The following is a 22,184-nucleotide window of genomic DNA, read 5'->3' as shown; positions in this document are numbered from 1 at the left end:
ATCGGACATCATGCGGTACTGGATGACAAGGGCGGCCGTCGCGATGGTGGTCACTCTGGTGGCTGGCTGCGGTTCGGGAGGGAGCGATATGAAACCCACGATGACCATCAAACAAGCCAATCAGAGGATCGAGGATCACTTGAGCCAAGTGCGTGAGGCTCTACCCGCCGAAGCGCGCTACCAACTTACCTACTCCGAGGAACGAGGACCTTGTCTTGATCCAACGGATGGCGGGTCGGCTGAACGTGTTGTCGCGAACCGAAGCTACGAAATCCTTGGCCTGCCGAAAGAGAACATCCCGTCGTACTTCACCGCAGTGAAGGCATGGGCGGGAAATCATGATTTCCGCGTACTCGACAACAATCCGCCCAATGAGTACTTGTGGCTCGAGAGTAACTCGGATTCATTCCGGATGGCGTTGCAGTCCAATCACTTGGGCAAGCTGTTCCTGAAAGGCTCGTCGCCGTGTGTCTGGCCTGACGGAACGCCCATTCCCGAAGCTGCGGCTCAAAACGCACCGGAGCCGGAAATCGTCGCGCAGACAGTCACGACACCGCCGGTTCAGAAGCCGCGTAAGACCCGTCCGCCCGTTGACGACGAGGACTTCGCGCAGACCGATTGGACCGACGAAGACACCTATTGAGTAGGCGAATTGCCGTCGTGCACGTGGCAAGGTCGCTCGCCTGAAGAAGGGGAGCGATGCCGAAACCGAAGCCCGTGCCGCTGGCTCGAGGACTTGCCGAGGGTCTCCGCGCCGCGCGGAAGGCCAGCAGACTGGCGATGACCGAAGTGGCCGACAAACTGGCGTGGTCCCAGTCGACGCTGAGCCGGATCGAAACCGGCGTGCGCTCGGCGTCAGCCGAAGAGGTGTCTGCCTTACTCGCGGTCTACCAAGTCACCGGAGAACACCGGGACACGCTGCTCGAGATGGCTCACGACGTCGACCGGCCGAACTGGCTCGAAACTCGTCAGAGCGGTGTGTCGTATCAGGTGAGGACCCTTGCACAGTACGAAAAAGAGGCCACCAGAATCATCGAGTGCAGCACAACGATATTGCCCTGCTTACTGCAAACGCCCTCGTACGCGAGGGCCTCGCTGGTCGCTGTCGGCGCATCCACCGCGGAGATCGAAGCGTCGGGGGAGGCGCGGCTGGAACGTCAGAAGGTGCTGGGCCGGAAGAACTGATCGCCTACCTCGATGAGGGTGCCTTGCGACGGCAGATCGGCGGCGCGCGGATCATGGCGAACCAGCTTCGGCACCTCGTCTCGATGGCGCAACGGCCGTCCGTCGAGCTCCGGGTGTTCCCCTTCGACGTCGGTGGCCACCCGGGGATGAGCGGCGCCTACGCCCTGCTCGATTTCGCGGACGGCCCGCCGGTGGTGCGGCTGGAACACCAGCGGTCGGGTGTCTTCCTGCATCGGCCAGCCGATGTCGAGCCCTATGTGCAGGTGACACTGCGGGCGAACGCTGTGGCGCTGGATTCGGCACGATCGGTGCGCCTGATCGAGAGCCTGGTGCCGTCCGGCTAGTGGTCGAGGCTCGCCCGCAACGCGGCGACCTTCTGTGCCAGCAAAGTGGGTTCGCCGGGCAGGACCGTGATGTACCGGTTCCGGGGCGAACCGGTCACGTGCATGGCCACCCGTCCGGCGTCGAGGTCCAGATACGTCAGGCCGTCGATGGCCTCGGTGCGGCGTCCTCCGTCAGGGCGTTTGGCCGCGGCGAAGAACCCGACGCCGAAGTACGGCTGGTCGAAGACCTCGTCCAAGCGACGCGCGTCCCGGCTTCGTGACTCGGGTTCGTCGTAGAGGTCGTTCCCGGCGTCGAGCTTGAAGTCGTCCTGGGGCAAGGAGAACGGAGCGAACCGCGCCGGCGGGTACTCGGGCAGGTTCATCACGAGGGCCGCCGCGCGGTCGGTGGTCCGCACGCCTTTCAGCCACACTCGGTTTCCTTCGCAGATCGCGGTCACCGCGGCACGCCCGCGGACGGCGACGAGCACGCCGTACTGCTCGGTTTCCGTCCGCACGGTCGCGTAGTACTCGGTGTTCGGCCGGTCGAGTACGTGCAGGACGTCCTCGAAGTCGCTGGTCAACCGTTTGCCCTCGGTGAACCCGAGCCCGCCGAGCTCCTCGAACGCCGCCCGGTCTTCGCCGTTTCGCGACGACGGCGGGATGTAGCGCAGGCCGCCCGCGAAGATCAGATGCGGATCTCCGCAACCGGCGTGACGGAACGCGGTCAGCAAGGTGTCGAGCGTGATCTCGACCGGGCGCGCGAGCACCACGTGTCTCCCTCCCCTGGGAACTGTGGCGCTAGCTCTTCTTCTCGCCGATCACCGGCGGCGTCGGCTTCTCGGTGTAGCCGCCGAAGGTCTCGTCCGGATCCGGGTTCTGGAGGTACGCCGGAGCCTTCTTCTCCTTGTCCTCCTCGCCTTTCCCGCGGCCGGCGCCGGGCGCCATCGGCATCCCGTTCGCCCCGCCACGACCGGCGGCACCCGCCGCTCCCGCCGTGCCACGGCCACCGACGCCTTCACCCGGCATCCCGGCACCGCTTCGGCCGCCCATCCCGGGCTGCCCGGACCCGCCGGGGCCACCTGGCGTGCCGCCTCGGAACCCGCCACCAGGTCCACCGGGCGATTTGCCGCCGGTTCCCGGACCTGCGAGACCGGGGCCGTTCGGTCCGCTTGTTCCCGGACCGAACGGGCCGTACCCAGGTAGGAACGTGCCGGGCGGGTTGTAGCCGGTGGGCGGCCTGCCGTTGGGCCCGAAGTCGAGGTTTGCCGCCGGCGGTACGACCGGCGTGGTCTGGGGCGGCGTGTACGAGTTCGCGCGTGTGCCGTCGTCGGGCTGCTGGTGCTGTGTGCCCGGATCCTGCTGGCGCTGGCCCGGCTGGGGGCCTTGCCCCGGCTGCGGACCGCTGTCGGCGGGGCCGCCCTGACCCGGCCCCGGCGCATAGGCACCCGGCCCGTTCGGTCCACTGGGCCCGTTCGGTCCGCTCGTGCCGCGATAGGGCTCGCCGATGCCGGGATCGCGCCCGTCCGCACCGTCGCCGAACCCCTTCGCCGCCGGCTTCCCGGAGCCGCCGTCGTCCAGGGTGACACTGCCGCCGGGGTCGGTGAGCTGGGCGTACTGGGCAGGCAGCTCGTCACCGTTCGAAGTGCTGGCCGAGTGGTAGGTCGCGAAGGTGTCGATGTTGTGCTGGCTGTCGGCCTGATAGCCCTTGAGCTTGTCGAAGTAGCCGACAGGCTTGCCTGCCATCAGGTCGAGCGCGTCCTGAGCGGTGGGCTGGGGCTGCTCCGGCGGCACCGGCTTGACCGAGTTCTTCGCCGATCCGAACGCATCCATCTGCGAGGTGATGGCGCTCTGGGCGCGGGCCAGGTGCATGGCGTCGTCCATCGACGCCTCGACGAGTGGCTTGGTCGCGTCCACAGCCGCGTTGCTAGCCCCGCCCTGCCAACCTGCGGCCGTCTTCTGGCTGAGCGCCGTGATCCGTTGCATGCGCTCGTGGTGCCGTTTGGTCAGGTTGTAGGCGCCTTGCTGGGCGTCGGAGAGCGAGCCGGTGCCTTCGCCGCCGGTGACCTGTTCGTAGATCTGAGCGGCGGTGAGCGGTCCTTCGGCGACCATCAGTTGCCTCCGCGGATGGTGGTCAGGACTCTGATCGCAGCTTCTCGGGCAGCGTCGCAGGGGTCCTTCTTGCCGATGTTGGCTTCGGACTGCTCGGCGACTATGCCGACAGTTTCGGTGTCGCTCGCCCCCAGTGCAACCGAGCACTTACCTGAAGGGCGTTCGTCTTTCGTGCCGTAGGCGGTCAGGGGGTGGCCGTCAACTGGCGCGAGCGGTTCGACAAATTTGTAAGCCCCGCCCTTCGCTTTGTAGACAGTTGCTGTGCCCCCATCTGGGGTTCTGCCGAAGATCACATCGACCAACGGGCGAGAGGTCGCCGGAATGGACCACATGCAAGAAGGCCCTGCTGCGCCGTCCAGGCTCTCCTTGGGAGATGCGCCGGACCCAAGAAGTTCTCCCGCCTGTTTTTCGGTGAGAGCGTTGCAGGGTGTCCGCTTGACCTGGGTCAGGTTGAGGGGAGTGGCTACTTTGGGGACGTCTGGACCGGGCGACTGATCAGACGAGCTTGAGGGGTTTGGGCTCGCTCCGCCGCTCGTGGGCGTAGGGGTGCCGTCGGTGGTCGGGGGTGAGCACGCGGAGAGCGCTAGTGCGGCGGCACCGATGAGGAGTATGGAGCGTCGCATCAGAGGATGCCCTTCGGCTGTTGATCGATGACTGCGGTGGCGTGTTCTTCCGCGGTGGCGTATTTGCCGAGCGCGGTCACGTACTTGTTCGCCATGTTCTCGCAGTAGGCGATGCGCAGATTCAGGGCGTTCGTGAGGGCTGTGCCGGAATTCCGGGTGACGTTGGCGTTGTTCCCACTGGCGTACTCCTGCCCTGGGGGCTTCGCCTTGGCCAGGTACTCCGCTTGATTCAGATCGACTTTGTACTCCTTGGCTAGTTCATGCCACTCCGCCACCAGCTCATGGAGCGTCGCCTCGTCGTACTTGAACCCAGCACCCTCCGCGACCGGCGTCCCGTAGGTGCCGCCGGTCGGTGGGGCTTTGCAGATCGAACCGGGGTTGAAGCCGGGTTTGTAGACGGGTGGTTCGTCAGACACGGCCATGCACCTCTGCCGCCGCGAATCGATCCCCGCTGAATGGGCGAACCCGCCCCGAAGTCACCGTCGTCATGTGCCCCTCCCGTGGCTACAAGGCGCGTCTCCCCGATGCACCCTGCGTAATCCGACGCCGGGAAGATTACCAGGGTTCCCGAGGCGGGGAACCCGTCCGCATAAAGTCCCGCTCCCCACTGAATAGCGTCAGCAGCCATGGTGACTATCCGTGAAAACCATTCGTGTGAATGCGCCTCGGAGAACAGGGTTCTACCTGGTAGTCGACACGTTGACCTCGCATACTCTGCGTAATGAAGTTCCGAAGAGTGATTCTCGGCGCAGTGCTCATCGGCCTGGCAGCGGCTTGTACGGATTCCGTGGATACACCCCCGCCGCGACCGCAGTTTCCGAAATGGCACCCGCAACAACCGCGTCCCACCGATCGTGACGAACAGGCTGTCGGTGCTGCGCTGACCGCCCTCGATTTCTGCGACCTGATCGACCTTGCGGCCTATGACCGCAGAAAGGCTGGCGACACCCGCCCCGTCACGCGCGAACCCAAGGTGAGGGACGGCAGGAAGACGTGCATGCTCCTCCGCGACGGCTACGAAGCCCTCGTCTACGTCCAGGACATGGATCCGAGTCACGCGTGGCTCCGGAACGACGGCGCCGTGGTCGACCTCGGTGGTGTCAAGGCCTACCAGGTCGAAACCCGTCGCGACGGCGGTGTCAGCGGCTGCGCGATCACTGTCCCGGTCAGCTTTCAGCGCGCGATCGGTTTTGAACTTGGGCTCCAGAGCCGGAGCAAAGACTGCGGACTCCTTCGCGATTTCGCCACCGCTGGCGCCGCGAAGCTCTCCCGCGATCTCGTCTACCCACCGGACGGCCAGGACAGTGGCCGCGTCGGGGCCTGCGCGGACTGGGTGTCCACCAGCAAAGGCGAGAACTGCGACCCGGCCGTCGACGCGCAGGTGCCCACGGGCGCTGAGCTGGTCCTCGCCGCCGGGGCGGCCGATCCGAACGTCGAATGCGCGGTGTTCCGCGACGCGGTCAAGAAGACCTTCGGTCAGGACTTCGAGCCGATCGCCACACCGGGCTCCTGCTACTTCGTCGAACCGCGGCACCGGCTCCAGATCGAGACCGGGGCCACTGCGAACGGCGGCGCGCCGGGGCAGTGGCTCGCGGATCCGAACAAGACCTACAAGGACCATCGTCAGACCTCGTTCAGCGGCAATCCGGGTGTCACGTTCCGCTCGACGGACGACCACGAATTCTCTCTCTACATTTCGCCGCTGGGGAGCTTGAATGCCGTAGGGCACGTCCGGCTGACGATCACACCTGAACGAGAACGCGGGATCGACGACTGGGATCGGTCGAAGACGGTCACCGCCGTGGACGTCGCCAAGGCACACGCTGTGATGGAACTGGCGATGGCGACCCACTTTCGGGCGCCGAAGTGACGTCCGCGCCGTCGTAAGCTTTCTCCATGTACATCGAGCGGGTCCGGCTGGAGAACATCCGCGGCTTCAGCGGTGCCCGCACCGTCGACCTCCGGTTGCCCGGCCCCGGCTGGGTGGTGCTCGCCGGGCGCAACGGCTCGGGCAAGACGTCGCTGCTGCGCGCCATCGCGGTCGCGGCGGCGCCGGACGTGGCCTGGGGGCTGCTGTCGGACGCCGGGAGCTGGATCTCCATGGACCAGACCTCCGGTTCGATCGAGTTGTCGGTGATGCGCGAGGAGGGGCCGGCGCCGGTCGAGGTCCGCTGGCTCGACTCCGGCCTGCTGCCGATCTCCGGACTTCCGCCGGGTCAGCCGTTCTGCGCGGCCTATGGGCCCTTCCGGCGGCTCGCGGGAGGTAGTGGCGAGGCCGAGTCGTGGATGCGTGGCGCGGGGTCGTTGGCGCGGATGGCCAGCCTGTTCCACGAGGACGCCTCGCTCGCCGAGGGCGTCACCTGGTTGATCAACCAGCATCTCCGTGCCCTGGAAGGAAAAGCGGGTGCCCGCGAGCTGAAGGACGCGGCGCTGGAGATCCTCGGCGACGGCCTTCTGCCCGGTGGTTACCGGATCCGGGACGTCGATTCGGACGGGCTCTGGGTCGAGTACCGGGGTGACAGGTTTCCGCTGCGCGAGATGAGCGACGGCTATCGCACGGTGACCGCGCTCGTGGTCGACCTGCTCAAACAACTCGACAGCGCGGGCCTCGATCACGAGAGCCCCGGTGTCGTGATCATCGACGAGGTCGACGCGCATCTCCACGTGTCGTGGCAGAAACGCATGGGACCTTGGTTCAAGGCGCATTTCCCGCGGATCCAGTTCATCGTCACCACGCACAGTCCCTACGTCTGCCAGGCCGCCGATCCCGGCGGGCTCATCCGGCTTTCCGGGCCGGATGAAGAGGTTCCGCCCCGGGTGGTCTCCGAGGAGCTGTACGAACGGGTCGTGTTCGGCACGGGGGACGACGCCGTGCTGTCCGACCTCTTCGGCTTGGACACGCCCTATTCGCCGCAGGCGGTCGAACTGCGGGAACACCTCGCCGAGCTCGAGTTCCAGGTGGCTTCCGGCCGGGCGGACGCGAACGGTGTCCGGGAATGGGAACGCCTCCGGGACATGCTGAGCAGCTCGCCGCCGAGCCGGGTGGACGAGGTGGCCAGGCGGTTCGAGGCCGACGATCGGTGATCGGGATCCGCCGGATCGCGCTGCCGGAACGGGTGGTGGCCGATCTCGAAGAGCTGACCGCGCGAATTCCTTCCGGTGACAGCAAAGAAGCGCGACGGCTCTGGCGGGTTTCCCGTGCCGTGCGGCGCTCTCTGCGGGCGGGCCTCGACGCCATGGCCTCCGGACGCGGGTACTGCATGTACTGCGGCGACGGGCTCGGGTCCACTGTGGACCATTTCGAGCCGATCGCGCGGAATCCTGGGCGCGCGTTCGACTGGCTCAATCACGTGCTCGCGTGCGAGTACTGCAACAGCCACCACAAGCGCGACCTGTTCCCGGTGGACGACGACGGCGACAGCCTGCTGATCGACCCGACCGCCGAAGACCCGTTGGAGCACCTGTTCCTGGTGCTGTCCATCGGGACCTACCGTGCGCTGACCGCAAAGGGTGAGCAGACGATCAAGGTGTGCGGGCTCAACCGCGCGCAACTGGCGCGTGGGCGGGAAACGGCGGTCAACCAGGTGAGCGCGCTCGTCACAGGGTGGTGGATCGCGCGCGAGCTGGGGGACGACGTCCGGCGGCGCGCGATGGCCTGGACGCTGCTCGACCAGCCGCACGCCGACGTCCTGCACGCGATGCTCCGCCAGGCGGGGATGCCCGGGGCCCGTGCCGTGTTCCGCAAGGACGACGAGCTCATCGAGCTGCTTCGCGCGCCGGAGCTCGCCGAAGACCTTCAGCTCTCCGGCGGCGCGGTGTAGGCGGCGAGAGTCGCGTCGGCGCGTGTGCGGGCGGTGGCCGCGTCGGTCCCGTTGGCGACGTCCGCCTCGTACCAGGCCTCGCTGCTGAGGGTCATGAACCGGACGCCGTCTTCGCTCGTCATCCAGGCCATGGCGGCCTCGGGGTCGTTGGCCTCGCCGGATTCGAGGTGCAGCGCGAGGCCGTGCAGCATCATGTCCCAGCCGATGCCGACCGCGCCCGGGCCGAACTGCTTCCAGTGCTCATTGGGGATGGCGGTGTGGTCGAGTTCGAACCGCGTCCGTCCGTCGGCTTCGGCGCTCAGCCGGACCTCGACCCAGCTGACGTCACCGTCGTACTCCCAGGTCGCGGCGAAGCTCTTCGGCGGATCGCAGCGTTCGACCGTCCCACCGGCGTTGCCTTCGAACTGGTATTTGCCGCCGGCCCGCAGCTCACCGCTGATCGGGAGGAACCAGCGCGGGATGCGTTCGGCGCTGGTGCAGGCGTCCCAGAGGTCGTCGAGGTCGGTGTCGTAGACCTGGCTGACGGTGGCCGTCACCGCCTCACCCGCATCGATCACGCGGTTGCCCAGCTTGCGCTGAACGGAGTTGATGTGGCTGGTCACGTCGACCATCGGTGCCCTCCTCGACTCGGTTTCCGCCAAGGTATCAGCGTGGACTTATATAAGCCAGGACAGAAAAAGGGCGCCCGGAAGGCTCCGGGCGCCCCGTTCCCTGGCGGGGTGGCTCAGGGGGTGGGGGAACAGGCCGCGCGCCCGATGACCACTTCACCGGTGATGCCGGAGGCGGGCGCGAACTTGATCCGCAGCATGGTCAGGCCGATGCTGCCGTTGCCGGGGAGGTGCTGTTCGTTGAAGATCGCTTCGGCGAGCAGGGTCCCGTCGGATTTGGTGAGCGGCTTGACGTAGCCCACCGGCACCGGCTTCGGCAGGGTGCCGAGCCCGCTCGCCGCGCTGTAGGTCCAGCTCGCGCTCGTTTCCCGATGCGTCGCCGAGCAGGTGACCGTGTAGTCCCCGATCCTGACGCGCGGCCCGCGCGACGAGACCAGTGCCGACAGTTCGAAGTTCTTGCCCTTGGCCTCGGACTTCGTCGTGGTCACGTCGTTCGCCGGGTCGACGACCGTGGTCGTGCAGGTCGTGGTGCCGCCACCGAACGTGATCCCGGTCTTGCTCACCGCCCCGGACGAGTTGGCCGTCGGTCCCTCGACCGCGCAATCGGCGAGCGACGAAATGGAGATCGGCGCCGAGTTGCCCTTGGTGAAGGCGGCGGAGCCGAGTGAGGCCACGCCGTCCGGGTTGGCCGCGGAGGCGGGCGTCACTCCGGCGGTGAGACCTGCCAGCAGCAGTGCGCCGACCAGGCCGGCCCGGCTTGCGATGGTGATGCGCATGGGCTTCCTCCTCACGTGATGGAGAGCGAGCCGGATCGGCCGTTCTTCCCTTTGTGATCACTATCTGCGTGTCGGATTCGACCGTTGCGCGCGTCACGGTCGTTTCACTCGACCGTGGATCATGGGCACCCGTTGGATATTCGGGTTCGTATCCGGATACAGGTCTGTATATTCGAACGCATGCCGACCTACCGCGTCCTCGTCAACGGCAAGTTCGACCACCCCGACGCCGACACCCGCGCCCGGCTCCTGGCCGGGCTCGATCAGCACCAGGCGATCGGGTTCACCGAGGACGGGCTGCTCACCTACAGCGCGCACCTCGGCGCGTTCACCTTCCGCGTCACGCTGCGGGGGGAAGAGGAACGCGACGTGCTCGACGAGGCCGAGCTGAAGGTGATGGAACTGCTGGACGCCAAGGGCTACCCGTACCGCGACGTCGCGGGGAAGGCGACCTGCATGGACGACATCAAGATCCGGCGCCGCTGAGCTCGCCGGTCAGGACACCTCGCTAGCCGGGGCTGCGAAGGTGTTGCACGCCGACGTGTCCTTGGCCTTCCAGCCTCGCTGCTGCCACAACGCGGCGTTCTTCGCCGAGCCGTGGGTCTCGCTGTTCTCGACCACGTACTCGCCTTGCCTGAGCGGCTTGAGCAGCGCGGCGCTGAGCGAGCCGCGGCCGACGGCGTTGGTCAGGAACAGCGCGCTGAAACAGTCGGCCTGGAGTTCGAGCCGCCTGCTCAGGTCGAGGATCTTCGGCCGGTCGCCGTCCGCCTCGCGGTAGAGCGAGTCGTGCTTCGAGAGGATGCCGGACTGCTCCTGGACGTGGTGCCCGTACTCGTGGGCGAACAGGAACAGCTGGGTCAGGAGGTCGGGGCCGCGGTCCTCGAGCTGCCTCGGCAGCGGGACGAAGATCGTCGCGCCGTCCGAGCAGTAGAAGCCCATGGCCTCCGAGGCGGGCGGAGGAGCGCCGCAAGCGGTGTTCTGGACGTCGTCCGCGTTGACCTTGACCGGGATCCGCGGTTCGCCGACCTGGGTCAGGACCGGATGCCACGCCTGCTCCAGGCAGGGGACCATGGCCAGGTAGAAGGCCTCCAGCTTCTCCTTCGTACCGCCGATCTTCGGCAGCTCGCAGGTCACCTTCGGCATGGTCACGCCGGGGGCGACGAGCGGATTGTTCGCCGTCTCGTACTTGCGGGTCGGCACGGGCGGCCGTGAGACCGAAGGCGCGGAGGACGGCGAGGCGGTCGGCGGCGGCGGCTGCTGCCGGGGTTGGACGGCGCCCGCCTTCGAGTCCTTCACACCGCCCATCACCAGCGCGGCGACGACCAGCATCACCGTCATGAACACGGCGAACAGGATGACGGTGAGCCACACCGTCGAACGCTGCTCCCGGTGGTCTTCGGCGGGAGGCGCCCACGCCGGTCTTTCGCCGGAATCATCCGGTGTCGTCATGCTTTTTCCCCAGTTCGCGCTAAGACCAGCAGGATACTCGGCGGGGGTGTCATGTTCGTCACCGTTTCCCCTGGACAGCACGTCAACAGGCCTCGGTGGGTAGCCACTACGCTGGAAGCAATCCCGAACGGTGTCAAAGAGAGCGGAGCCGACGTGTCTGTGTCTTCACCTGCCCCAGGTGGTGCCATCGAGGACCTGCGCGCGTCCGTGGGGCTCCAGATCGCCGATGAACAGCTCCTGCGCACTCTCGCGGCCGGTCTCGCGGACGTCGAGACGCTGCTTCGCGACGTCGTGCGCAGTGACGTCAAGGCCGTCGAGGACGCCGCTTCGCACCTGGTCGAGGCGGGGGGCAAACGCTTCCGTCCGCTGTTCACGCTGCTGGCCTCGCAGTTCGGGCCGAAGCAGGGTGACCAGGTGGTCATCGCCGCCGCGGCGGTCGAGCTGGTGCACCTCGCGACGCTGTACCACGACGACGTGATGGACGAGGCGACGATGCGCCGCGGCGCGGAGAGCGTCAACGCCCGCTGGGACAACACCATCGCGATCCTGACCGGCGACTTCCTGTTCGCGCACGCCTCACGGCTGGTCGCGGACCTCGGCACCGACGCCGCCCGGATCATCGCCGAGACCTTCGGCGAGCTGGTCACCGGCCAGATGCGCGAGACGGTCGGCCCGGCCGAAGGTGACGACGCCGTCGAGCACTACCTCACGGTCATCGCGCAGAAGACCGGTTCGCTGATCGCCACGTCCGGCCGCTTCGGCGGGATGATGTCCGGCGCCGCCGACGAGCACATCGACGCGCTTCGCCGCTTCGGCGACATCATCGGCACGGCGTTCCAGATCTCCGACGACGTCATCGACATCGCGTCGGCCTCGGACGAGCTCGGCAAGGCACAGGGCACGGACCTGCGCGAAGGCGTCCGCACCCTGCCGATGCTGTACGCGCTCGCCGACCCGGCCACCGACCCGCGCCTGGTCGAGCTGCTGTCGGGCCCGATCGCCGACGACAAACTCGTCGCCGAGGCCCTGGACCTGCTGCGGGCCTCCTCCGGACTCGAACGCGCACGCGAAACTCTTTCCGACTACGCTCGTCGGGCGCGTGCCGAGCTCGCGTCGCTGCCCGCGTCGCCAGCCCGGGACGCCTGCGAATCGGTCGCCGACTACCTGGTCGCGCGAACGCATTAAAGGGGCAAGATAGATGTCCATTTTCGGACAGGTTTGGCTGTGGAGCCTGCTGGCGTTCGTCGTCGGCGCGCTGCTCACCTGGCTGGTACTGGTGCTTCCCGCGCGTAAGCGCATCCGTGAGCTGGAAGGCTCGCTGGCCACCGTGCACGCCGAGACGTCCCGGCTGCCCGCCGGGGTGAGCCTCGGCGCGGGGGCCGCGGCCGCCGCGGGCGGGACCGCGTACTTCACGAAGCCGACGGACGACGAGCTGGACGAGGAGTTCGCGGCCGCCGAGGAGCCGAAGCCCGCTTACCCCGAGACGCTCACCGAGCACGAGCCCGCGCAGGTGTGGACCGAACCCGTCCAGGAGCAGGCCCCGGAGCCCGTCCAGGACGTCGTCGAAGAGCACCCCGCCGAAACCCAGACCTTCGAGCCGGAAGACGAGTACGAGGCCGAGTACCGCACCGCGCCCGATGTGGAACCCGAGCCGGATCCGGAACCCGCGGCCGAGCGGACGCAGTTCATCCCGGCGGCCCAGTTGGAGCCGGAACCCGAACCCGAGCCGGAGAACCCGTACGCGGCCGCCGCGACCGAGTACCTCCAGCCCGCGTCGAAACTGGACGTCGAGCCCGAACCGGAGCCCGAGCCCGAACCTCAGCCGATCTTGCCTGGCGAAGGGCCGTACCGGTCCCGCCTGGAGATCCAGCTGGACCCCGAAGGCGTCGAGACGCAGCCGGAGCCGGTCTCGCTGTTCAGTCCCGCTTCGCGCGTGGACACGGAGCAGGCGCCCATCGAGACCAACTGGTTCGAGCGGGAAGAAGAGCTTCAGGATCCGCCCGCGTACGCCTTCGGTTCCGACGAGGAGGCGCGGGCCGGCCTCCTCGACTCGGAGCCCGAGACGCCCGCCGAAGCCACCCAGGTACTGCCCAAGCGCACGCCGAGGGGAATGGTGCGCGGCGGTTTCGAGCCGCCGCAGCCGATCCAGCCGTCGATGCGGGCGATCGAACGTCGTGAGCCGGACCTGTCCGGTGGTCAGAGCGGTTCGCTGTTCGAGCCCGCCGTCCAGCCGGGCGACGCGATGCCCGCCCCGGAGCCCCCGCCCGCGCGGGAGGCCGCCGCTCCTGTCGCGGAGTCCGTTCCGCCCGGCCCGTTCGGTCCCGGTTCGGCGATGCCGCGGCCGGGTGGTGGCCGTCCCGCGGACGACTTCGCGGTCAAGGCCAGCGTGACGGCCCTGCGGTACTGCACCGAGGACTCGCCGCAGTTCCCGAAGATGGTCGCGGAGGTCTGGTTCCGCACCGCCACCGACGCGGAGCGCGTGGGGTTCCGGCCGCTCAGCTGACGAACGCTATGAAAGGCCCGTTACTTGCAAAATTTGCAAGTAACGGGCCTTTCATAGCGCTTGTGCGAGGACGGACGGCTAGCTGACGACGGTCCAGGTGTCCTTGCCGCGAAGCAGGGACTGCAGGTTCGGCGCCTTCGCCTCGCGGGCCGCCGCGACCTGGGCACGCGCCTGGTCGTCGTAGGTGGGCCGCTCGACCTGGCGCAGGATGCCGGTCGGCACGTGGTTCAGGTTCTGGTCGCCGATCCGCGACAGCGCGAACGCGTACGCGGTGTCTTCGATCGTCGGGTCGTGCACGACGAGGTTCTCCTCGCCGATGTTCGCGACCTTCCCGACCTCGAGCCCGCCCCAGCCGCCGCGCGTGACGCCGAACTCGCCCTGCGATCCGAACTTGATCGGCTCGCCGGTCCGCAGCGGGATCAGCCGGGACGCGGCCTCGTCCTTGTCCTTGAGGACGTCGAAAGCGCCGTCGTTGAAGATCGGGCAGTTCTGGTAGATCTCCACCAGTGCCGACCCACGGTGCTTCGCGGCGGCCTCCAGCACCTCGGTCAGGCCCTTGCGGTCCGAGTCGAGTGCGCGGCCCACGAACGACGCCTCGGCGCCGATCGCCAGCGAGAGCGGGTTGAACGGGGTGTCGACCGAGCCCATCGGGGTGGACTTGGTGACCATGCCCGGCCCGGACGTCGGCGAGTACTGGCCCTTGGTGAGGCCGTAGATCCGGTTGTTGAACAGCAGGATCTTGATGTTCACGTTGCGCCGCAACGCGTGGATCAGGTGGTTGCCGCCGATGGACAGCGCGTCGCCGTCACCGGTGACGACCCACACCGACAGATCGGGCCGCGCGGTGGCGAGCCCGGTCGCGATCGACGGCGCGCGGCCGTGGATCGAGTGCATGCCGTAGGTGTTCAGGTAGTAGGGGAACCGGGACGAGCACCCGATGCCCGAGATGAACACGATGTTCTCGCGCTTGAGGCCGAGCGTCGGCAGGAACGACTGCACGGCGTTGAGGACGACGTAGTCCCCGCAGCCGGGACACCAGCGGACCTCTTGGTCCGACTTGTAGTCCTTCGCCTTCTGCGGCTCGGTTTCGGTCGGCACGAGGTCTAGGCCGCCGAGAGTAGGAATCCCCAGGTCAATCGCGGTCACTTCGCCGCCTCCGTACTGGTGATGATCTCCGTGAACACGCCTTGCAGCTCCTCCGCCTTGAAAGGCAGCCCGGCGACCTTCGTGTACGACTTCACGTCCACGAGGTACTTGGCCCTCAAGAGCATCGAGAGCTGGCCGAGGTTCATTTCAGGGACGACCACGGTGTCGTACGAACGGAGTACGTCACCGAGGTTGCCCGGGAACGGGTTGAGATGCCGTAGGTGCGCCTGCGCGATCGGCATGCCTTCCTTGCGGACGCGGCGGCACGCGGCGCCGATCGGCCCGTAGGAAGAACCCCAGCCGAGCGCGAGCACCCGTGCCTTGCCGCCGCTCGGGTCGTCGACGACGAGGTCCGGGACGTCGATGCCGTCGATCTTGGCCTGCCGCAGGCGGACCATCGTCTCGTGGTTGTCCGGGTCGTAGGAGATGTGACCGGTCTTGTCGGCCTTCTCCAGCCCGCCGATCCGGTGCTGCAGACCGGCGGCGCCCGGCACCGCCCACGCGCGGGCGAGGGTCTCGGGGTCGCGCACATACGGCCAGAATTCCCCGGAACCGTCCTCGGCATTCGGCTCGGTGGCGAATTCCACCCGCAGATCCGGCAGCGTCTCGACGTCCGGGATCAGCCACGGCTCCGAGCCGTTCGCGATCGCGCCGTCCGACAGCAGGAAGACCGGGGTCCGGTACTTCAGCGCGATCCGGGTCGCCTCCATCGCCGCGTCGAAGCAGTCCGCGGGGGAGAGCGGCGCGACGATCGGGACCGGGGACTCGCCGTTGCGGCCGAACATCGCCTGCAGCAGGTCGGCCTGCTCGGTCTTGGTCGGCAGGCCGGTGGACGGGCCACCGCGCTGGACGTCGACGACGACCAGCGGCAGTTCGGTCATCACCGCGAGGCCGATGGCTTCGGACTTCAGCGCGACACCGGGCCCGGACGTCGAGGTGACGCCCAGCGCACCGCCGTAGGAGGCGCCGAGCGCCGCGCCGATGCCGGCGATCTCGTCCTCGGCCTGGAAGGTGAGGATGCCGTAGTTCTTGTGCTTGGACAGCTCGTGGAGGATGTCCGACGCCGGGGTGATCGGGTACGTGCCCAGCAGGATCTGCAGGCCGGACTGCTGCCCGGCGGCGACCAGCCCGTACGCCAGCGCGGTGTTCCCGGTGATCTGGCGGTACGTGCCCTGGTTCAGCTTCGCGGGCGCGACCTCGTACGTCGTCGCGAACGACTCCGTCGTCTCGCCGTAGTTCCAGCCGGCGCGGAAGGCCAGGATGTTGGCCTCGGCGATGTCGGACTTCTTCGCGAACTTCTCGCGCAGGAAGCGTTCCGTGCCCTCGGTCGGCCGGTGGTACATCCAGGAGAGCAGCCCGAGCGCGAACATGTTCTTCGCGCGTTCGGCGTCCTTTTTGGACAGTCCGGTCGCTTCGAGCGCGCCTCTGGTCAACGTCGACATGGCCACCCGGTGGACTTGATAGGCCGAAAGGGTGTCGTCGTCGAGGGGATCGTTCTCGAAGCCGACCTTGACCAGGTTCCGCTTCGTGAACTCGTCGGTGTTGAGGATGATCGTCCCACCCGTCGGGACGTCGGCGAGGTTCGCCTTCAACGCCGCGGGGTTCATCGCGACCAGGACGTCCGGCCGGTCGCCCGGCGTCAGGATGTCGTAGTCGGCGAAGTGCACCTGGAAGCTCGAGACGCCAGGGATGGTGCCCTGTGGCGCGCGGATCTCCGCGGGAAAGTTCGGCATGGTGGACAAGTCGTTGCCGAAGGCGGCCGCCTCCGAGGTGAACCTGTCGCCCGTCAGCTGCATGCCGTCACCGGAGTCGCCGGCGAACCGGATGACCACCCGGTCCAGCTTGGCGACCTCGGTGGGCCTCACGGCCGACAAAGAGCTGTTGCCGTTCGCACTCGTGCTCATAGGTCAGGGATTCCCTCTCTCCCGACGTGCGTCGTCCCCGGCAGCGCCGGAGATCCGGTGCCTCGCCCGGCGGTGTCGGCCAGGTCACAGGTGCCATGTCCCGAGGTTAGTCCTCGGCACCCGTCCCAGGTTGCCGTATAAACGGCCTGGACCTACTCCTCGAGTGTCCTGAGCTCGGCGCTGAGCGGGGGTTATCCGGTTTATGTGTTACCGATGGTAACGGTTAACGATACGTCCCGATTGTGAGCCGTATCTCCTTCAAGCGTACGGAAGTCCGCTCGAGGAATGGTCATTGGCCGGTCATTGCGGCCCTCAGCCTGGCCAGCCGCTCGGCGAAGGCGGGCGCGGTGAGTGACGCGAGCTGCGGCTCGATCTCGGCGTCGACGGCGGCCGAATGGTCGGTCAGTGAAGCGGTGTGCCGAAGCGTGCGCTTCGTCGCCAGCAGGACGTCGCGAGGAGCGTCGACGGCGGGTTTCGCCAGTTCAAGGGCGGCCTCGAGCAGGTCTCCGTCGGCGAGCCGGAGCGCGAGCCCGGATTCGACGGCGGCTTCGGCGCCGACGACCTCGCCGAAGAGGGTCATCGCGGCGGCCTTCTGCGGGCCGACGAGCCGTTGGATCATCCACGTCATCCCACCGCCGGGGTGGATGCCGAGATCAAGAAATCTGGCCACGAACTTCGCCTTCGGTCCCACGATGCGGACGTCCGCGGCGAGCGCGAGGTTCAGGCCGGCGCCCACCGCGGCACCGCCGACGGCGGCGATCGTCGGCAGGGAACAGCGGGCGACGGAGAGGAAGCCGTCGTAGATCGCGCGGAGCCCGTCCTCCCGTGCGCCGGCGAGCGTGTCCAGGTCCGCGCCCGCGCAGAAGGCCGGGGGCGCGCCGGTGACGACCACGGCGTGGACGCTCTCGTCGGCTTCGGCACGCGCGACGGCGTCGGCCAGCTGGGCGGACAGGTCGAGGGTGAGGGCGTTGCGGGTCTTGGGCGCGTCGATGGTGAGCACGGCGACGCCGCCGTCATGGCTGGAGCGGATCTGATCGGTCACGGTGCCGAGGGTTTCACGCTTCGGGCGTCGGCGGGCGCTCCAGCAACCGGGAAAGGACGACGGTGGAGACCGTGCGGTCGACGATCTCCAGCCCGCGCAGCCGCTCCAGCGCGGTCTCCAGATGGTGGATGTCCGACGCGCGCAGATGGACGATCGCGTCGGCCGCGCCCGACACCGTGTAGGCCGCGACAACCTCCGGCAGCGGCTCCAGCCTGGCGCGGATCCGGGCCGGGGTGATGTTGCCGTTGCAGGTCATCTCGACGAACGCCTCGGTGCCCCAGCCCAAGGCTTCGGGGTCGACGACCGCGGTGAAGCCGCGCAAAACCCCGGTTTCGAGCAGTCTGTCGACCCGTCTCTTCACCGCGGGCGCAGACAGACCGACGACTTTCCCGATGTCGGCGTAGCTGGACCTCGCGTTGGCCATCAGACATGAAACGATTCGCTGGTCGATGGTGTTCACACGCAATGTTTAGCAGGTATACGCGCAGCGAACAGCGATTGATTGCGGAATTAGGTGAGCCTTACCCTTCGTGTATGCCGGTACTAGAGCAGCCCCGTGTGCCCACGACGCGCCGCTACCTCATGTGCCCGCCGCGGTACTTCGCGGTGGATTACGTCATCAACCCGTGGATGGACCCGTCCGTCCCGGTCAGTGTCGACGCCGCGATGGCGCAATGGACCGAACTCCGTGACACCTACCGACGCCTCGGCCACACGGTCGAGGAGATCGACGCCCAGCCCGGCCTGCCCGACATGGTGTTCGCCGCGAACTCCGGCACCGTCGTCGACGGCCGGGTCCTCGGCTCCCGGTTCCGCGCCCCGCAGCGCACCGCCGAGGCCGAGCACTTCCGCCGCTGGTTCGTGGAGCACGGCTACCGCGACATCACCATGCCCGAGAAGATCAACGAGGCCGAGGGCGATTTCGCCTGGACCGGCAAGGTCCTGCTCGCCGGCACCGGCTTCCGGACCGACCCGGCCGCGCACGCCGAAGCGCAGGAGGTCCTCGGTGTCCCGGTCGTCTCGCTGCGGCTGATCGACCCGAGCTACTACCACCTCGACACCGCGCTGTTCGTGCTCGCCGAGGCCACCGACGCCACGCCCGCCCAGATCGCCTACTACCCGGAGGCGTTCTCGGCCGGGTCGCGGAAGGTGCTGGCGCGGATGTTCCCCGACGCGGTAATCGCGGACCGGGCCGACGCGGAGTGTTTCGGCCTGAACGGGGTGTCCGACGGCCGCAACGTCGTCCTGCCGCTCGAAGCGACCGGTTTGGCCGCGCGGCTGACCGAACGCGGCTACGAGGTCGTCTTCCTGGACATCTCCGAGCTCAGGAAGGCGGGCGGCGGCCCGAAGTGCTGCACCCTGGAGATCCGCAAGTAATCCGTTCGTGGACATCTTGCTCGATCATGTAACTACTCCATTCGCCAACTCGATTAATCGGGAAACACACTCGGTCCCGAATGAGGCGCGGATGGTGATCCTGGCGATTGGCGGCGTGGGCAGACCCGTGCGCGCGCTGGATCCAGGCGAAAACGAAACCTGGGTGACGGTCGAGCAGTTCGAGCGGGTGCTCGACTCGGTGGCCGGACGGGAAGACGTCGGGCTCACCTTCGACGACGGCAACTCCTCCGACGTCGAGATCGCGCTCCCCAGACTGGTGGAGCGCGATCTCACGGCGGAGTTCTTCCCGTTGGCAGGCCGGATCGGCCAGCGGGGCTTCCTCGACGCGAACGGCCTGCGCGAGCTGGTCGAGGCGGGGATGTCGATCGGCTCGCACGGCTGGGAGCACCGCGATTGGCGGCGGCTCGACGACAGGCACGCCCGGCGCGAACTGGAGACGGCGCCGAAGCTGCTCGCCGACCTGAGCGGGAAGCCCGTCCGCGCGTATGTGCCGCCCTTCGGCGCGTACGACCGGCGGGTGCTCAGCAGGCTCCGGCGTTCCGGCGCGACGAGGATCTACACCACGGAAGGTGGCGTGGCGTCACGCGACGGCTTGGTGCGACCGCGGACGAAGATCAGGTACGACGTCGACCAGGAGTGGATCGACGGCGTGCTCGGTGACCGGGACGGCCTGTACCGCCGAGCGGGACGGGTGATGGCGCGAGTCTCCAGGCTTGTCCGCTTTTGACCGTTTTTCGTTGTGCAGTGGGAAAACAACACTCCGCCGGCCCTTGAGTCCGGCCACCGACGACTGCATCCTGGGCACCCTCGATAAAGAAGCCTTATTAACTAAGGGGTGCACGGTATGCGGAAGTTGCTCCTGTTCTCGGCGATGGTGGTGGCCGCAGGACTGGCCCCCGCGGCGACGGCCGTGGCTTCGACGGCTCCGGCCGCCATCCAGGCGGGCCCGACCGCGCAGCAGTTGCTGGCGAAGACCACCACTTGCAAGCAGGTCTCGAACGGCAAGTACAAGACCGACGACGAAACCGGCCGGACCATCGCGGTCTGCGACGCGGGCGGCGCCGTGTTCTGGAAGGCCGACATGGACATCGACTGCGACGGGCAGCCGACCGCGCGATGCAACAAGAACACCGACCCGTGGTTCCAGGACGGCACGGCGTTCCCGCGCTCCGACGGCAAAGCGCTGATCGCCGACCAGACGCCCTACGTCGTCGTGCCGAGCGTCAGCAGCACGTGGAACTTCGGGAACTCCGGGCTCAAGGGCGCAGGCTCGTGCGCGGTGATCTACAACAACAAGGTGCTCTACGCCGTCATCGGTGACACCGGCCCGAACGACATCATCGGCGAAGCGTCCTACGCGGCCGCGAAGGCACTGGGCATCAACCCGGACCCGGCGAACGGCGGCGTCGACTCCGGGGTCACCTACATCTGCTTCAAGAACTCGAAGGTGTCGCCGATCGAGGACAACGGAAAGTCGACCTCCGTGGGGGAGGGCCTGGCGGCGAAGTTCGTCCAGGGATAGCGGAAGTCGTTGTACGGCAACGGCCCCGGCGCGAATCGCGCCGGGGCCGTCGTGTCGTTCAGCGGATCAGCCCGGTACTACCCGGAATCCCCAGCCGAAGTCGTGGGGCGGGGCGTAGTGGAAGACCATCGGGTGCTCGGCCACCTTCCAGGGACCGGTCACATGAATGACGTACTCGCCCATGGCGACATTCCTGAAGGTCGCGAAACCGCCGGCGTCGGTCCGGGCGAGTGACACGAGCCTTTTGTCCCCTTCTCTCGTGAGGGTGACGGTGGTGTTCGCCAGTCCTTCACCGGGATCCGGCCGGTAGTTGCCGTTCTTGTCCTGCCAAAGCTGACCGCGGCTGTCTCCGCTCATGCCCGGAGCCTTGGCCTCTCCCGACGCGCTCGGACCGCTGAGGTGGGTCTTTCCCTCGAAGAGACAGTGGAGGTGGGTCGAGCCGAAGTACGGCGCCTTCGCGGGTACCTTGCCCACGACATCGAGGACCACGCTCTGGCCGGGCGTGAGCTCGCCGGCCTTGGTCAGCGGACTGAACGCGCCCCAGCTCGACGGCTGGACTTCGAGGGCGTTCGCGGCGCCGGCCGGATCGCAGGCCGCGTACAGGCCGGTCAGTGGCACGGTCCCGGCGTTCTTCAGCGTGACCTTCGCCTTGGCGGCGTCGCCCGCCTGGTAGGTCTTCTTGTCGAGCGTGATGCTCGCTTGCAGCGCTTCACTCAACGGCCGCTTGATCGGGTTGTCGAGGGCCGTGTGCGGTCCGCTGCCGTCGATCCGCAACGCCGGGCGGTACGGGACCAGCCAGCCGTCGGGGAGGTTGTGGAAGAACAGATAGCGCTGGGTGCCCGCCGGAACCGCGTCGAACACGAACCGGCCGTTCGCGTCGGTGGTCGAGACCAGGTCCTGGGGCATTCCCGGACCGCCGATCCGGGCCTGTGCCCCGGCGACGTTCTCGCCGGGCGATGGCAGACCGTCGCGATTCGCGTCCGCGTAGAGGTGACCCGCGACCCGCTCCGTCGTCCCGGCGGGCACCAGGCCCACCGTGATCGTGGCGAAGTTGTCCGAAGGATCCGCTTCGGCCGAACCCTCGACCCTGATTTCGAGCACCGGGTCGCCGTTGCCGAGACCGCTCACGGTGCCGTGCAGGCGATAGGTCCGGCTTTCACCCGCCGCGAAGGTCGTACCGGCGCCCCGGTGTTCCAGATCGCCCCAAGTGTTCTGCTGGAACTGGAAGTACTCCCCGGACTGCGGGGAGTCGTACCCCTTGACCTGCTGGGCGGGCGCGTCGCCGGTGTTGGTGATCTTCAGGTCGATGGGGATGGAATCCCCCGGCAGCCAACGGCCTTGCTGGACCGTGGCCGTCACCCTGAGGTTCGGCCCCGGCTCGGCGGACGCGGGTGCCGCCGTCAGCACGCCGGTGAAGGTCAGGGCCGCGGTCATCGCGCCGAGGGCGCGGATCGATCTTCCGGGCAGGGTTCTTCGCATCGTTGGTTCCCCCAAGCCACGCCTGGACGCTCTTCCCGCCCTTTGACGGGCGCCCCCCGGCGTTCATCGTCGACGATTTCGAACCTAGAGCCTGAACGCCAGGTTGACCAGGAGGAAGCGGGAAGCGGCAGTGGGGAGTGGGTCGGGCGGGTCGTGAGTGGTAAGTGACGGGTGGATTCATGCGATCGTCGCAACATGCTCCTGTTAGGACAGTAGCTTGTTGAGTCGTTCGGCTGGGGTGTCCCAGTCGAGGGTTTTGCGGGGGCGGCCGTTGAGTTCGGCGGCCACCCTCGCAA

At 67.7% G+C, this 22,184-nt stretch carries 22 protein-coding genes and 1 pseudogene; 11 read left to right on the top strand and 12 right to left on the bottom strand.

Annotated elements, in window-relative coordinates; all coding sequences use genetic code 11:
• Window positions 1-10 precede the first annotated feature (10 nt).
• Both ACLJPX_RS43565 and ACLJPX_RS43560 read left to right on the top strand, forming a co-directional pair.
• Window positions 11-643 (top strand): hypothetical protein, encoded by a 633-nt coding sequence (locus ACLJPX_RS43565; protein WP_410605995.1) that lies wholly within the window; start codon window positions 11-13, stop codon window positions 641-643.
• A 56-nt stretch (window positions 644-699) separates the two neighbouring features.
• Window positions 700-1,529, top strand: a pseudogene (locus tag ACLJPX_RS43560) (helix-turn-helix domain-containing protein).
• On the opposite strand, the gene ACLJPX_RS43555 reads toward ACLJPX_RS43560, so the two are convergent.
• The 4 genes from ACLJPX_RS43555 to ACLJPX_RS43540 are packed head-to-tail and all read right to left on the bottom strand — an operon-like array spanning window position 1,526 to window position 4,662.
• The gene (locus ACLJPX_RS43555) at window positions 1,526-2,278 is read right to left on the bottom strand and encodes an ESX secretion-associated protein EspG (protein ID WP_410605994.1); all 753 of its coding nucleotides are present in this window, start codon (window positions 2,276-2,278) and stop codon (window positions 1,526-1,528) included. The pseudogene ACLJPX_RS43560 and the gene ACLJPX_RS43555 sit on opposite strands and share 4 nt — an antisense overlap.
• A gap of 28 nt (window positions 2,279-2,306) precedes the next feature.
• The gene (locus ACLJPX_RS43550) at window positions 2,307-3,617 is read right to left on the bottom strand and encodes a hypothetical protein (protein ID WP_410605993.1); all 1,311 of its coding nucleotides are present in this window, start codon (window positions 3,615-3,617) and stop codon (window positions 2,307-2,309) included.
• Window positions 3,617-4,240 carry a DUF3558 domain-containing protein gene (locus tag ACLJPX_RS43545; RefSeq protein WP_410605992.1) on the bottom strand — a complete coding sequence of 208 codons (624 nt, stop codon included), beginning with the start codon at window positions 4,238-4,240 and terminating at the stop codon, window positions 3,617-3,619. The genes ACLJPX_RS43550 and ACLJPX_RS43545 overlap by 1 nt, the downstream gene beginning before the upstream one ends.
• Window positions 4,240-4,662 (bottom strand): hypothetical protein, encoded by a 423-nt coding sequence (locus ACLJPX_RS43540; protein WP_410605991.1) that lies wholly within the window; start codon window positions 4,660-4,662, stop codon window positions 4,240-4,242. Before ACLJPX_RS43540 ends, ACLJPX_RS43545 begins: the two co-directional genes overlap by 1 nt.
• 299 nt (window positions 4,663-4,961) lie before the next feature.
• Here ACLJPX_RS43540 and ACLJPX_RS43535 point away from each other — a divergent pair, with 299 nt between their 5' ends.
• Genes ACLJPX_RS43535 through ACLJPX_RS43525 form a run of 3 tightly spaced genes read left to right on the top strand, consistent with a single transcriptional unit; the run spans window position 4,962 to window position 8,061 of the window.
• A complete protein-coding gene (locus tag ACLJPX_RS43535) occupies window positions 4,962-6,110 on the top strand; it encodes a hypothetical protein (RefSeq protein ID WP_410605990.1) in 1,149 nt (382 codons plus the stop codon).
• Window positions 6,111-6,136: 26 nt separating this feature from the next.
• On the top strand, window positions 6,137-7,324 hold the full coding sequence (locus ACLJPX_RS43530; RefSeq protein ID WP_101612066.1) for an AAA family ATPase: 1,188 nt from the start codon (window positions 6,137-6,139) through the stop codon (window positions 7,322-7,324).
• The gene (locus ACLJPX_RS43525; protein WP_410605989.1) at window positions 7,321-8,061 is read left to right on the top strand and encodes an HNH endonuclease; all 741 of its coding nucleotides are present in this window, start codon (window positions 7,321-7,323) and stop codon (window positions 8,059-8,061) included. The genes ACLJPX_RS43530 and ACLJPX_RS43525 overlap by 4 nt, the downstream gene beginning before the upstream one ends.
• Here the strand turns inward: ACLJPX_RS43525 and ACLJPX_RS43520 are convergent.
• The gene (locus ACLJPX_RS43520; protein ID WP_410605988.1) at window positions 8,037-8,672 is read right to left on the bottom strand and encodes an SRPBCC family protein; all 636 of its coding nucleotides are present in this window, start codon (window positions 8,670-8,672) and stop codon (window positions 8,037-8,039) included. The two genes, ACLJPX_RS43525 and ACLJPX_RS43520, sit on opposite strands and share 25 nt — an antisense overlap.
• A gap of 113 nt (window positions 8,673-8,785) precedes the next feature.
• Window positions 8,786-9,445 (bottom strand): hypothetical protein, encoded by a 660-nt coding sequence (locus tag ACLJPX_RS43515; RefSeq protein ID WP_410605987.1) that lies wholly within the window; start codon window positions 9,443-9,445, stop codon window positions 8,786-8,788.
• Between the two features lie 180 nt (window positions 9,446-9,625).
• Here ACLJPX_RS43515 and ACLJPX_RS43510 point away from each other — a divergent pair, with 180 nt between their 5' ends.
• On the top strand, window positions 9,626-9,931 hold the full coding sequence (locus ACLJPX_RS43510) for a DUF6204 family protein (protein ID WP_410605986.1): 306 nt from the start codon (window positions 9,626-9,628) through the stop codon (window positions 9,929-9,931).
• 9 nt (window positions 9,932-9,940) lie between these two features.
• Here the strand turns inward: ACLJPX_RS43510 and ACLJPX_RS43505 are convergent, their stop codons facing one another.
• Window positions 9,941-10,894 carry a neutral zinc metallopeptidase gene (locus tag ACLJPX_RS43505; RefSeq protein WP_410605985.1) on the bottom strand — a complete coding sequence of 318 codons (954 nt, stop codon included), beginning with the start codon at window positions 10,892-10,894 and terminating at the stop codon, window positions 9,941-9,943.
• Window positions 10,895-11,053: 159 nt separating this feature from the next.
• On the opposite strand from ACLJPX_RS43505, the gene ACLJPX_RS43500 reads away from it, so the two are divergent.
• Complete coding sequence (locus tag ACLJPX_RS43500) at window positions 11,054-12,079, top strand: polyprenyl synthetase family protein (RefSeq protein ID WP_410606071.1); 1,026 nt, start codon at window positions 11,054-11,056, stop codon at window positions 12,077-12,079.
• 13 nt (window positions 12,080-12,092) lie between these two features.
• The gene (locus tag ACLJPX_RS43495; protein ID WP_410605984.1) at window positions 12,093-13,397 is read left to right on the top strand and encodes a hypothetical protein; all 1,305 of its coding nucleotides are present in this window, start codon (window positions 12,093-12,095) and stop codon (window positions 13,395-13,397) included.
• Window positions 13,398-13,475: 78 nt separating this feature from the next.
• On the opposite strand, the gene ACLJPX_RS43490 is transcribed toward ACLJPX_RS43495, so the two are convergent.
• The 4 genes from ACLJPX_RS43490 to ACLJPX_RS43475 all read right to left on the bottom strand — a co-directional run bounded on the left by ACLJPX_RS43490 (window position 13,476) and on the right by ACLJPX_RS43475 (window position 17,949).
• Window positions 13,476-14,543: a 2-oxoacid:ferredoxin oxidoreductase subunit beta gene (locus tag ACLJPX_RS43490; RefSeq protein ID WP_410605983.1), complete on the bottom strand. Its 1,068-nt coding sequence runs from the start codon at window positions 14,541-14,543 to the stop codon at window positions 13,476-13,478.
• Window positions 14,540-16,447: a 2-oxoacid:acceptor oxidoreductase subunit alpha gene (locus ACLJPX_RS43485; RefSeq protein WP_410605982.1), complete on the bottom strand. Its 1,908-nt coding sequence runs from the start codon at window positions 16,445-16,447 to the stop codon at window positions 14,540-14,542. The genes ACLJPX_RS43490 and ACLJPX_RS43485 overlap by 4 nt, the downstream gene beginning before the upstream one ends.
• A 289-nt stretch (window positions 16,448-16,736) precedes the next feature.
• Window positions 16,737-17,489 carry an enoyl-CoA hydratase gene (locus ACLJPX_RS43480; RefSeq protein ID WP_410605981.1) on the bottom strand — a complete coding sequence of 251 codons (753 nt, stop codon included), beginning with the start codon at window positions 17,487-17,489 and terminating at the stop codon, window positions 16,737-16,739.
• A gap of 13 nt (window positions 17,490-17,502) precedes the next feature.
• On the bottom strand, window positions 17,503-17,949 hold the full coding sequence (locus ACLJPX_RS43475) for an Lrp/AsnC family transcriptional regulator (protein WP_005151923.1): 447 nt from the start codon (window positions 17,947-17,949) through the stop codon (window positions 17,503-17,505).
• Between the two features lie 74 nt (window positions 17,950-18,023).
• On the opposite strand from ACLJPX_RS43475, the gene ddaH reads away from it, so the two are divergent.
• From ddaH to ACLJPX_RS43460, 3 genes are all read left to right on the top strand, one after another.
• Entirely contained in the window at window positions 18,024-18,866 is an 843-nt protein-coding gene (ddaH, locus tag ACLJPX_RS43470) for a dimethylargininase (RefSeq protein ID WP_410605980.1), read from the top strand.
• Window positions 18,867-18,957: 91 nt separating this feature from the next.
• Window positions 18,958-19,614, top strand: coding sequence for a polysaccharide deacetylase family protein (locus ACLJPX_RS43465; protein WP_101612078.1), 657 nt, complete (start codon window positions 18,958-18,960; stop codon window positions 19,612-19,614).
• 117 nt (window positions 19,615-19,731) lie between these two features.
• Window positions 19,732-20,409: a glycoside hydrolase family 75 protein gene (locus ACLJPX_RS43460; protein ID WP_410605979.1), complete on the top strand. Its 678-nt coding sequence runs from the start codon at window positions 19,732-19,734 to the stop codon at window positions 20,407-20,409.
• Window positions 20,410-20,475: 66 nt separating this feature from the next.
• On the opposite strand, the gene ACLJPX_RS43455 is transcribed toward ACLJPX_RS43460, so the two are convergent.
• Window positions 20,476-21,888, bottom strand: a complete 1,413-nt coding sequence (locus ACLJPX_RS43455) for a hypothetical protein (protein WP_410605978.1) — start codon at window positions 21,886-21,888, stop codon at window positions 20,476-20,478.
• Window positions 21,889-22,184 lie beyond the last annotated feature (296 nt).

It is taken from the genome of Amycolatopsis sp. lyj-90, from assembly GCF_046549035.1.
In the GTDB taxonomy this organism is placed as follows: domain Bacteria; phylum Actinomycetota; class Actinomycetes; order Mycobacteriales; family Pseudonocardiaceae; genus Amycolatopsis.
The sequence above is the reverse complement of the archived record's forward strand: the minus strand, read 5'-3'. Positions and strand labels throughout refer to the sequence as shown.

What these genes read in the sequence shown, in the direction of transcription:
- ACLJPX_RS43460 (WP_410605979.1), top strand. Translation starts at nt 19,732, where the DNA reads ATGCGGAAGTTGCTCCTGTTCTCGGCGATGGTGGTGGCCGCAGGACTG.
- ACLJPX_RS43485 (WP_410605982.1), bottom strand. Translation starts at nt 16,447, where the DNA reads ATGAGCACGAGTGCGAACGGCAACAGCTCTTTGTCGGCCGTGAGGCCC.
- ACLJPX_RS43530 (WP_101612066.1), top strand. Translation starts at nt 6,137, where the DNA reads ATGTACATCGAGCGGGTCCGGCTGGAGAACATCCGCGGCTTCAGCGGT.
- ACLJPX_RS43515 (WP_410605987.1), bottom strand. Translation starts at nt 9,445, where the DNA reads ATGCGCATCACCATCGCAAGCCGGGCCGGCCTGGTCGGCGCACTGCTG.
- ACLJPX_RS43505 (WP_410605985.1), bottom strand. Translation starts at nt 10,894, where the DNA reads ATGACGACACCGGATGATTCCGGCGAAAGACCGGCGTGGGCGCCTCCC.
- ACLJPX_RS43540 (WP_410605991.1), bottom strand. Translation starts at nt 4,662, where the DNA reads ATGGCCGTGTCTGACGAACCACCCGTCTACAAACCCGGCTTCAACCCC.
- ACLJPX_RS43550 (WP_410605993.1), bottom strand. Translation starts at nt 3,617, where the DNA reads ATGGTCGCCGAAGGACCGCTCACCGCCGCTCAGATCTACGAACAGGTC.
- ACLJPX_RS43465 (WP_101612078.1), top strand. Translation starts at nt 18,958, where the DNA reads ATGGTGATCCTGGCGATTGGCGGCGTGGGCAGACCCGTGCGCGCGCTG.
- ACLJPX_RS43495 (WP_410605984.1), top strand. Translation starts at nt 12,093, where the DNA reads ATGTCCATTTTCGGACAGGTTTGGCTGTGGAGCCTGCTGGCGTTCGTC.
- ddaH (WP_410605980.1), top strand. Translation starts at nt 18,024, where the DNA reads ATGCCGGTACTAGAGCAGCCCCGTGTGCCCACGACGCGCCGCTACCTC.
- ACLJPX_RS43510 (WP_410605986.1), top strand. Translation starts at nt 9,626, where the DNA reads ATGCCGACCTACCGCGTCCTCGTCAACGGCAAGTTCGACCACCCCGAC.
- ACLJPX_RS43545 (WP_410605992.1), bottom strand. Translation starts at nt 4,240, where the DNA reads ATGCGACGCTCCATACTCCTCATCGGTGCCGCCGCACTAGCGCTCTCC.
- ACLJPX_RS43520 (WP_410605988.1), bottom strand. Translation starts at nt 8,672, where the DNA reads ATGGTCGACGTGACCAGCCACATCAACTCCGTTCAGCGCAAGCTGGGC.
- ACLJPX_RS43535 (WP_410605990.1), top strand. Translation starts at nt 4,962, where the DNA reads ATGAAGTTCCGAAGAGTGATTCTCGGCGCAGTGCTCATCGGCCTGGCA.
- ACLJPX_RS43565 (WP_410605995.1), top strand. Translation starts at nt 11, where the DNA reads ATGCGGTACTGGATGACAAGGGCGGCCGTCGCGATGGTGGTCACTCTG.
- ACLJPX_RS43455 (WP_410605978.1), bottom strand. Translation starts at nt 21,888, where the DNA reads ATGCGAAGAACCCTGCCCGGAAGATCGATCCGCGCCCTCGGCGCGATG.